Origin of the sequence: Shewanella aestuarii (assembly GCF_011765625.1) — a bacterium.
GTDB lineage: Bacteria > Pseudomonadota > Gammaproteobacteria > Enterobacterales > Shewanellaceae > Shewanella > Shewanella aestuarii_A.
Window position 1 is genome coordinate 4,019,235 of sequence record NZ_CP050313.1, and the last position, 9,976, is coordinate 4,029,210.

Below are 9,976 nucleotides of genomic sequence, written 5' to 3' on the forward strand. Positions count from 1 at the left end.
ATATCATATATTGTGGATAAACTGGATCTAAATTGTGGGTGATAGATCGGTTATACAAGATTAATTAGTTAATGAGAGTTAACTGATCTTGTCTTGCCAAGTTGATAGCCAAGCTAGGGCGGGTTGTTCAGGGATGGGATCGTGTTGTACATCGATCTGGATCTTATCCACAAAGCTTTTTGCGCCAGCTTGATCAATTAGACTAATGAGCGGCTCTGGGCCCTGACAAAAAGTGTCATAGCTTGAATCACCGATTGCACATAAAGTGTACAGTTTGTTGGTGAGATCGGGCATCTCGATCATAATTTGTTTGTAAAATGGCTGAAGATTATCAGGAAGATCACCTGCTCCATGAGTCGAACAGACAATAATCCATAACCCAAAATCCGCTAAATGGGTTAAGTTTGGGTCTAGCATTACCTCTGTCTCATGGCCTAATTCGGCTAATTGCGTAGCCATATCATCGGCAATGTATTCGGTACCACCTAAGGTTGTTCCTACTATTAACGCTATTTTTGCCATTTTTTGCTCCAATATTTAACAATTTTCAGCTTAGTTTGCACCAGTTTACGCATTTTTTAGTTGCACGTAGAGTGCTGAGTCAGTAGTTTCAATGTCTTAATTTAACAATCCAGTAACAGATGCTATGACATTAGTAGAGCTAACTCAGCAACTTGCCGATATGGCTTGGGGCCCCCATATGCTTATTTTACTTGTGGGAGGCGGATTATTCTTCTTAATTTACTCGTGTTTTGTCCCTTTTCGCTATGTTGGCCATGCCATTAATATTGTCCGTGGAAAATATCCCGATGACGGTGCTGATGGCCATATTAGTCATGCTGGCGCTTTATCCAGTGCGATGGCTGGTACGGTTGGAATGGGGAATATAGGTAGTGTTGCTGTGGCTATTATGGTGGGGGGACCTGGTGCTATTTTTTGGATGTGGATTAGCGCGATAGTGGGTATGGCAACTAAGTTTTTTACCTGTACTTTAGCGATTATGTACCGTGGTCGAGATGAAGAAGGCCAGGTACAAGGTGGCCCTATGTACATCATTACCCAAGGATTAGGTAAAAAATGGCGTTTTCTGGCCGTGTTTTTTTGTGTTGTTGGTTTGGTGGGTAATTTTCCTTTATTTAATTCAAATCAACTCGTGCAAATTATTCGTGAATGGTTATTCATCAAACCGGGTTTTTATCCTACAGCGCAGTCAACTTTTGCTTTAGATTTGGCGCTTGGGATTGTGGTGATGTTAATTGTTGCCAGTGTTATTTTGGGGGGAATTAAGCGTATTGCGTTAGTAGCGACAAAAGTTGTTCCTTTGATGATTTTAATTTATATGGGCTGCGCCTTTTACGTCATTATTACTCATATAACTGAAATTCCTTATTATTTTAAATTAATAATTACTGAGGCTTTTTCATTAAATTCAGTAGGCGGTGGTATTTTAGGTACCATGTTAATTGGTATACGTCGTGCGGCGTTTTCTAATGAGGCAGGGATAGGGACTGAGGTCATGGCGCACGGTAGTGCCAAAACCAATGAACCGGTAAAAGAGGGATTAGTGGCTATGCTTGGTCCCGCGATTGATACTTTATTAGTGTGTACTGCAACGGCGATGATTATTTTGATCTCTGGGGTGTGGCAAGGAACCGAAGCTGAAGGCGTTAATTTATCGGCTCAGGCGTTTAATGTCACCATGCCTGGCGTTGGGCCTTATTTACTGATTTTGTGTGTGGTGTTTTTTAGTATCAGTACTATTTTTACTCAGGCTTTTTATGGCGGTCAGTGCTTTGCTTTTTTGTTTGGCCGTCGTCATATTCGCTTTTATCAGTATTTTTACTTATTAGCGATTTTATTTGCCGCTACAGCAAGCTTGCAGGAAATTGTTAATATTATTGATGCTGCTTATGCCTTAATGGCGATACCCACGATGACATCGGCTATCTTATTAGCGCCGAAAGTTAGAGAGGCTGCAAAGAAGTATTTTGCCAAATTGGCAGCTTCAAGCTAACAACATTGGATTAATGATATATAAAATCAAAAATGGAGTGATAATTCACTCCATTTTTATGACCGGTCATAATGCCAAGTTGTTTATTTGATTAAGTACTTTGCATGAAAACGTAAATGATCTTCAATAAAACTACTGATGAAGTAGTAACTATGATCATAACCTTCCTGCATGCGCAATGTCAGCGGATATTGCTTGATATTAGCGGCTGCTTTTAATGATTCAGTTTGCAGTTGCTCTGCCAAAAAGTTGTCAGCACAGCCTTGATCCACCAGCATAGGGATTTTGGCGTCAGTTTTCTTTATTAGCTCACAGCTGTCGTATTCAGCCCAGCTTGTTTGATCTGCTCCTAAATATCCATTAAATGCTTTTTGTCCCCAAGGGCAATTTATCGGATTGCAGATAGGGCTAAATGCTGAAATAGATTGATAGCGTAATGAATTTTTAAGTCCAATTGTGATTGCACCATGGCCTCCCATTGAATGGCCGCTAATACTTCGAGTTTGAGTTACATTAAATTCAGCTTCAATCAGTGCTGGTAGTTCATCAACGATGTAACTATACATTTGGTAATGTGGCTTAAATGGTGCTTGAGTCGCATTGACGTAAAAGCCAGCGCCTAAACCAAAGTCATAGCTAGCTTCAGGATCATCGGCTACATGACTACCACGTGGACTCGTATCTGGGGCGACAATGGCGATACCTAACTCTGCTGCCACGCGTTGAATACCTGATTTTTGCATCACGTTTTCATCTGTGCAGGTTAATCCTGACAGCCAGTATAAAACGGGCACTTTTTGGGTTGCTGCCTGAGGAGGTAAATAAATAGCAAAGCGCATTGTGCAATTATTTACCTTTGATTGATGATTAAATTGCTGTAACCATCCACCGAATACTTTTGTCTTGCTGACTTGTTCGAGCATGATTATTTGTCCTGATTAAAATGGATCACACTGCGAATACTTTCGCCGCGGTGCATTAAATCAAATGCATCATTAATGCCCTCAAGTCCCATTGTATGTGTAATGAAATGATCCAGTTTAAATTCACCGTTTAGATATTGCTCTACAATACCAGGTAATTGGCTACGACCTTTAACTCCGCCAAATGCGGTTCCTTTCCAAACTCTGCCTGTTACCAATTGAAAAGGGCGAGTCGAGATTTCTTGACCGGCACCGGCTACACCAATGATAACCGATTCGCCCCAACCTTTATGACAACACTCCAGTGCGCTGCGCATCACATTGACATTGCCTATACATTCAAATGAGAAGTCCACGCCGCCATCGGTCATTTCAACAATTACTTCTTGAATTGGTTTGTCGAAATTTTTTGGATTTATGCAGTCAGTTGCGCCTAGTTTTGTGGCTAATTCAAATTTTGATTCGTTTAAATCAATACCAATAATACGACTGGCACCGGCCATGGTTGCACCAATAATGGCTGATAATCCAATGCCACCAAGACCAAAAATAGCCACAGTGTCACCTTTTTGAACCTTAGCAGTGTTCAGTACTGCCCCCATCCCCGTTGTGACTCCACAACCAAGTAAACACACTTCTTCAAGTGGGGCTGCTGGGTTGACCTTAGCCAGTGATATTTCTGGTAATACTGTGTATTCAGAAAAGGTTGAACAGCCCATGTAATGAAAAATGGGCTGGCCGTCTTTATAAAAACGAGTGGTACCATCAGGCATTAAACCTTTACCTTGGGTTTCACGTACTGCGCTACATAGGTTAGTTTTGCCTGAAGTACAAAATTTACATTTTCCACATTCTGCGGTGTACAGTGGAATAACATGGTCACCTACTTTTACGCTGGTTACACCTTCACCCACCATATGCACAATACCGCCACCTTCATGACCTAAAATTGCGGGAAACACCCCTTCAGGGTCGTCGCCTGATAAGGTAAATGCATCAGTATGACAAACACCAGATGCAACAATCTTCACCATTACCTCACCGGCTTTTGGGTACATAACATCAACTTCTTCAATCGTTAAAGGTTGACCTGCTGCCCAAGCAACAGCGGCTTTTGATTTAATGAATTGATCTGACATGAAGAGTTCCTATTAGAGAGTTAAGGCTTTATACAGTGTAGGTGACACGATAAATTTATTGTTATTCATTGTATTTATTTATTGTGAGTTGATAATTAGCTTAATTTACAAATCACTTTTACGAGACAGTAACAATATGATGCCATGGGATGGAATTGTTGAGTTTGTTGCCGTGGCACAAACAGAAAGTTTTACCTTAGCTGCACTGCGACTTGCTATTTCTACTGCTCAGGTCAGTCGGCAGGTGAGCCAATTAGAAAACAGATTAGCCACCAAGTTGTTTTATCGTACTACCCGTAAAGTGTCATTAACCGAAGAAGGTGCCATTTACTTTAGACATTGCCGCCAGGTATTAGATGCACTAGAAGAAGCAGAGCGGGCTATTTCTAGTTTGCAGCATAGCCCACAAGGACTAATTAAGATGACCGCACCTGTGACTTATGGGGAAACCTTTGTGATGCCAGTGGTGATAGATTTTATGGCGCAATATCCTCAAGTCGAAGTGCAGTGTGAATTAACAAATAAACAGCTTGATTTAGTTGATGGTGGCTTTGATTTGGCCATTCGGTTAGGGCATTTAGCAGATTCAAGCATGATAGCCAAAAGACTAACTAACCGTCGCCAGTATATTTGTGCTTCAACGGATTATTTAGCTAAAAATGGAGTGCCGACATCATTAGCCGATTTGGTAAAACACAACTGTTTGATAGGCAGTCAGCCTCATTGGAATGTTCGAGAGAATGGTCAAAACAAAGTGATTAAGGTTCAGGGCAAATTGCAATGCAGCAGTGGATTAAGTCTATTAAGCGCGGCTAAAAAAGGGATGGGAATTGTTCAATTGCCGGGATATTACGTTAATGATGCGATAGCGAGTGGAGAGTTAGTCGTGTTATTGGCTGATTATCAGCAAGATAAAGAAGGAATTTGGGCTTTATATCCGCAAAACAGGTATTTATCAGCCAAGGTTAAATTATTAGTTGAAAAGCTAATGCGTGAGTTACCAAAACATTAGCCTTTATTGGTGACTATAACTGCGTTAAATAACGGTATATTTGTGCTTTGGGTACCCGAGTTAATTTCATTATGGCATCAAAGCTGAGTGGTTTTTTACAGTGTTGTTCAATATGGCTGAGCTGTTGTAACCACAAATGACCTGTCATGGTGGCATCGGCTAGCGCACGGTGAAAAAGGCCATCTGTCGATAATTGATGATATTCAACTAAAGTGGCTAATTTATGGTTGGGCGCTTGTTGGCTGATCCGTCTAGACAATAACAATGAACAGGCAAATTGTCCCTGATAGTGATGATTGATCCGCTTAAATTCGGCATCTAAAAACTTTTTATCAAAGCTGGCATTGTGGGCGACTAAGTTAAAGTTTTGGCAAAAATCAGCAAAGCGTTGCATGACGACTTCGCAAGGTTCTGCTTTTGCTAACATTGCATTACTAATGCCTGTATAGCTTTCGATAAAGCTATTTACTCGGCGACCTGGATTCATTAATGCTTGAAAATTATCAACAATTTTACCATCAACTATTTTTACCGCGCCAATTTCTATGGCACGGTCCCCCATATCAGGTGATAGGCCTGTGGTTTCAAAGTCGAGTACGATTGCGGTATTGGCAAGTGGCATCAAATATTTACTTCCCGATACAGAACGAGCTAAATATTTTTCCGAGTAGATCATCTGAGGTAAATTTACCAGTAATTTCAGATAACGCCATTTGACACATGCGTAGCTCTTCAGCCAACAATTCCCCCGCTTGATATACCTCTAATTGTTCTTTACCCAACTGTAAATGACTCGCGGCTAAATCGAGGGCTTCTAAGTGACGGCGACGGGCGATAAACCCACCTTCAAGATTACTTTGATAACCCATTAATGATTTAAGGTGTTGTTTTAACTCGTCAACACCTAAGCCTGTTTTAGCGGAAATACGATAAACGTCATAACCATTTTCAGTTGATAACGTTAATGATTCACCGGTTAAATCGGCTTTGTTACGGATAACCGTTACTCCAAGTCTGCTTGGTAAGCGGTCGATAAAGTCTGGCCAAATATCATGAGGGTCAACGGCATCTGTGGTGGTGCCATCAACCATAAATAGCACTCTATCTGCGGTTGCTATTTCTGCCCAGGCGCGTTCAATTCCTATTTTCTCAACCGTATCCGCAGTATCACGTAATCCTGCGGTATCAATAATATGCAGTGGCATGCCATCTAGATGAATGTGCTCTCGCAGTACATCACGGGTGGTACCAGCAATTTCAGTGACAATCGCGGATTCTTTTCCCGCTAAGGCATTTAACAAGCTCGACTTTCCGGCATTTGGGCGACCCGCAATGACCACTTTCATCCCTTCACGAATGATAGAGCCTTGTTTGGCACTGGCCTGAACTAGGGTTAGTTTATCGATAATTTTGTAAAGGGCGCTGGCAATTTTACCGTCGGATAAAAAGTCGACTTCTTCATCAGGAAAATCAATGGCTGCTTCAACGTATAAACGTAGGTTAGTTACTTGGTCGACTAACTGATGAACCTCTTTGGAAAACTCGCCTTGTAAAGATTGCAACGCACTTTTTGCGGCTTGTTCACTGGTGGCATCGATTAAGTCTGCAATGGCTTCGGCTTGAGTTAAATCAAGCTTATCATTCATAAAGGCCTGCTCGCTAAACTCACCAGGTTTAGCTATTCGAACACCGTCAATTTCCATGACGCGCTTAATAAGCATATCAAGCACGACTTGGCCGCCATGACCTTGAAGTTCCAGCACATCTTCGCCAGTAAATGAATTTGGCCCTTTAAAAAATAGCGCTATGCCTTGGTCGATAACCTGACCTTGGCTATTGTTAAAATCACAATATTCGGCATAACGGGTTTTAGGCACATGGCCAATAATGGCTTGGGCTACGTTAGCGGCTAAGTCCCCTGATACACGAATAATGCCGACGCCACCACGACCTGGTGCTGTGGCTTGTGCCACAATAGTGTCTGTTGTCACGGTAAATACCTACTAAATTTTTTAAAGGAAAAGGCGGCCAATTAAGCCGCCTTTATATGTTATCTATTTTGCTGAGCTTAGGCTTATTTTAAGCCTTTTTTCTCAAGACCGGCATAAATAATCTTTTGCTGGGTGATGGCAACTAAGTTACCGATTAACCAGTAAAGAACTAAACCAGATGGGAACCATAGGAAGAACACGGTAAAGATAACCGGCATCCACTGCATCATCTTAACTTGCATTGGGTCCATGGTTGGCGCGATAGGCTGCATTTTTTGCATTAACCACATCGACACACCCATTAATAATGGTAATACGTAGTATGGATCTTGAACCGATAAGTCATCAATCCATAGCATGAATGGCGCATGGCGTAATTCATAGCTTTCTAGCAATACCCAGTAAAGCGCAATGAAGATAGGCATTTGCAGAAGAATAGGTAAACAACCACCCATAGGGTTTACTTTTTCTTTCTTGTACAGCTCCATCATAGCTTGACCCATCTTTTGACGGTCATCACCAAAACGGTCTTTCATGTCAGCTAATTTAGGCTGCAGATTACGCATTTTAGCCATAGAGGTGTATTGCGCTTTAGTTAGTGGGTACAAGAGTCCACGAACTGTTAGGGTAATTAGAATAATTGCCACACCCCAGTTACCCACAAATGATTGATAGAACATCAATAACCAATGGATAGGGATTGCAAGCCACCATAAGAAGCCGTAATCAACAACCAAGTTTAATGTTTCTGAAATCGCGGAGAGAGCTTCTTGGTCTTTAGGGCCAACATAAAACTGTGAGCTAATGGTTTGTTCGCTACCAGGAGCAATATCATACATAGCACCACGGAAACCAATATTGGCTAAACCGCCTGCACTGACACTTGAGAAAATGGTGTTGGCATCGGTTGCTGGTGGTACCCAAGCTGATACAAAGTAATGCTGAAGCATTGCCGCCCAACCACCTAGAGTAGGCTGGTTAAGGTTACTTTTGGCCATGTCTTCAAAGTCATACTTTTCATAGCGAGTGTTTTGGGTTGAAAACGCTGCACCACGATAAGTCGGCATCATCATGCTGCTTTCAGATGGTTTAATGGTTTGCTTGATTTGACCATACATTTGAACTTGAAGTGGCGAAGCTGACGTGTTGTTAATTTGGTAATCAACACCCACATCAAATTGACCGCGAGTAAATGTAAAGGTTTTAACGTAAGTCACGCCGTTATCAGCCGTAAAAGTAAAAGGCACTTTTAAGGTGTCTTGACCGTCTGCTAAAGTAAATGACTCAGCAGATGTAACAAATTGAGCGCGGCCTTTGGCACTGCTATCAATACCATCGCGACCAATCAAACCACTTTGCGCGATATAAGTGAAGTTACTATCTTGCTCAAGTAAGATGAAAGGGTCTTCTTTATCGATATCACGTTTATGTTCAATTAAAGCGGCATAAACAATATCACCACCCATAGGGCTGATTTTAATATCTAGTTGATCAGTTTTGATGCTAATCAAATTGTTTGTCGCAGGTAAATTTACTGGCAAACCGGTTGAATCAGCTTCTGGTACATCAGCGCTGTGGTCGGTAGGGACATTTACTTGAGAAACACTTTGAGTGGCCACTGCGGGTTGTGGCGCTTTGTCATCTTGCCATTGTTGCCACATTAAGAAGCTGACAAAAAGCAGACCGATTAGCAATATATTGCGTTGAGATTCCATAGCCTATTTATTACACCTGTCATTTTTTGGTGGGACGGGATCACTTCCGCCGGGATGTAAAGGGTGACATTTTAGTATGCGTTTGACCGCAAGCCAACAACCTTTCGCAGTTCCATGAGTTTTTATTGCATCAATTGCATAATATGAACACGTTGGATTGAATCTACAACGGGGTCCCAGCATTGGGCTGATAAAAACTTGATAGCAACGAATAGCCTTAGTGGCTAACCATTGAAGCGGCGATTGAGTTTGCGCCATAGTTTTTCTATTAGTTTGTGTAATTCTGCATTGTCCATTTCCACCACGCCATTTCTGACTAAAACGACGATATCCAGAGCGGGTAAATCGTGTTGATGTAAACGAAAACTAGTTCTAATAACGCGTTTGATACGATTACGTTGATTAGCACGCTTAACAAAACGTTTAGCAACAGTTAAACCGATACGTGGATGATGCTCTGAATTAGGAACGGCGAGCAAAGTTATTTCAGCAGAAGATGCTTTGATAGGATTGGTAAATACAGATTTAAATTGCGCGGGAGTTAAAAGTCTTAACTCCCGCGAAAAGGTATAGCTAGTCACCTAGTTTTACTACTTATTAAGCAGATAAACGAGCGCGACCTTTCGCACGACGACGTGCAAGCACCTTACGGCCGCCTGCAGTGGCCATACGAGCGCGGAAGCCGTGAGAACGCTTGCGCTTCAGGTTGCTAGGTTGAAAAGTACGTTTACTCATGATGGCAATCCGTCTTTGTTAGTGAATATTCCTTAGCTCCAACATTAGAGGTAAGGGTAAAAAAGAGGCCGAATTGTAATCACTTTAACCACCAGCGTCAACAACGAAAGCGGTTTTATGAAAAATTTCTGCCAATCTATCTTTGATACGAAGTCATAATAAACCCTATAAAGTGTGGATAACTCTGTGTATCGACACAATATCTAGTGGATCTTTTACTGTTTTAACAGATCAAAGGTCGCGTATTATAGATCAATCTGGATCGGTTAATAAAGCTGGATTTGCATCTAATTCACAGAATAGGGATCGAAATTGATCTTTAATGATCCTAGATATCCACATACAATAACGGGCTTGGGGATAAATATTCGATTAACGATAGCGATCATTTGTTTCTCGCTATAGAATAGCTATCCTTTTGCAAACCAATTTTCGGGGAAGATATAA

Annotated in this window: 11 protein-coding genes; 2 read left to right on the forward strand and 9 right to left on the reverse strand. The window is 41.5% G+C overall.

Annotation, left to right across the window (positions count from 1 at the left end):
• Positions 1 to 78 precede the first annotated feature (78 nt).
• On the reverse strand, positions 79 to 522 hold the full coding sequence (gene mioC, locus HBH39_RS17480) for an FMN-binding protein MioC (protein ID WP_167679895.1): 444 nt from the start codon (positions 520 to 522) through the stop codon (positions 79 to 81).
• A 124-nt stretch (positions 523 to 646) separates the two neighbouring features.
• Between mioC and HBH39_RS17485 the strand changes: the two genes are divergently transcribed.
• A complete protein-coding gene (locus HBH39_RS17485) occupies positions 647 to 2,014 on the forward strand; it encodes an alanine/glycine:cation symporter family protein (RefSeq protein ID WP_167679896.1) in 1,368 nt (455 codons plus the stop codon).
• A gap of 83 nt (positions 2,015 to 2,097) precedes the next feature.
• Here HBH39_RS17485 and fghA read toward each other — a convergent pair whose 3' ends face one another.
• On the reverse strand, positions 2,098 to 2,940 hold the full coding sequence (gene fghA, locus HBH39_RS17490) for an S-formylglutathione hydrolase (protein WP_167680144.1): 843 nt from the start codon (positions 2,938 to 2,940) through the stop codon (positions 2,098 to 2,100).
• Positions 2,940 to 4,076, reverse strand: coding sequence for an S-(hydroxymethyl)glutathione dehydrogenase/class III alcohol dehydrogenase (locus HBH39_RS17495; RefSeq protein WP_167679897.1), 1,137 nt, complete (start codon positions 4,074 to 4,076; stop codon positions 2,940 to 2,942). Before HBH39_RS17495 ends, fghA begins: the two co-directional genes overlap by 1 nt.
• Positions 4,077 to 4,212: 136 nt before the next feature.
• Here HBH39_RS17495 and HBH39_RS17500 point away from each other — a divergent pair, with 136 nt between their 5' ends.
• Positions 4,213 to 5,088 carry a LysR substrate-binding domain-containing protein gene (locus HBH39_RS17500; protein ID WP_167679898.1) on the forward strand — a complete coding sequence of 292 codons (876 nt, stop codon included), beginning with the start codon at positions 4,213 to 4,215 and terminating at the stop codon, positions 5,086 to 5,088.
• A gap of 13 nt (positions 5,089 to 5,101) precedes the next feature.
• Here HBH39_RS17500 and HBH39_RS17505 read toward each other — a convergent pair whose 3' ends face one another.
• From HBH39_RS17505 to rpmH, 6 genes are all read right to left on the reverse strand, one after another.
• A complete protein-coding gene (locus HBH39_RS17505; RefSeq protein WP_167679899.1) occupies positions 5,102 to 5,710 on the reverse strand; it encodes a 3'-5' exonuclease in 609 nt (202 codons plus the stop codon).
• A gap of 7 nt (positions 5,711 to 5,717) precedes the next feature.
• Positions 5,718 to 7,079 (reverse strand): tRNA uridine-5-carboxymethylaminomethyl(34) synthesis GTPase MnmE, encoded by a 1,362-nt coding sequence (gene mnmE / locus HBH39_RS17510; protein WP_167679900.1) that lies wholly within the window; start codon positions 7,077 to 7,079, stop codon positions 5,718 to 5,720.
• An 83-nt stretch (positions 7,080 to 7,162) separates the two neighbouring features.
• On the reverse strand, positions 7,163 to 8,794 hold the full coding sequence (yidC, locus tag HBH39_RS17515) for a membrane protein insertase YidC (RefSeq protein ID WP_167679901.1): 1,632 nt from the start codon (positions 8,792 to 8,794) through the stop codon (positions 7,163 to 7,165).
• A 3-nt stretch (positions 8,795 to 8,797) separates the two neighbouring features.
• Positions 8,798 to 9,052, reverse strand: coding sequence for a membrane protein insertion efficiency factor YidD (gene yidD / locus HBH39_RS17520; RefSeq protein WP_167679902.1), 255 nt, complete (start codon positions 9,050 to 9,052; stop codon positions 8,798 to 8,800).
• Positions 9,019 to 9,375 (reverse strand): ribonuclease P protein component, encoded by a 357-nt coding sequence (rnpA, locus tag HBH39_RS17525; RefSeq protein WP_167679903.1) that lies wholly within the window; start codon positions 9,373 to 9,375, stop codon positions 9,019 to 9,021. Before rnpA ends, yidD begins: the two co-directional genes overlap by 34 nt.
• 16 nt (positions 9,376 to 9,391) lie before the next feature.
• Positions 9,392 to 9,529, reverse strand: a complete 138-nt coding sequence (gene rpmH / locus HBH39_RS17530) for a 50S ribosomal protein L34 (RefSeq protein WP_011070423.1) — start codon at positions 9,527 to 9,529, stop codon at positions 9,392 to 9,394.
• Positions 9,530 to 9,976: the final 447 nt, after the last annotated feature.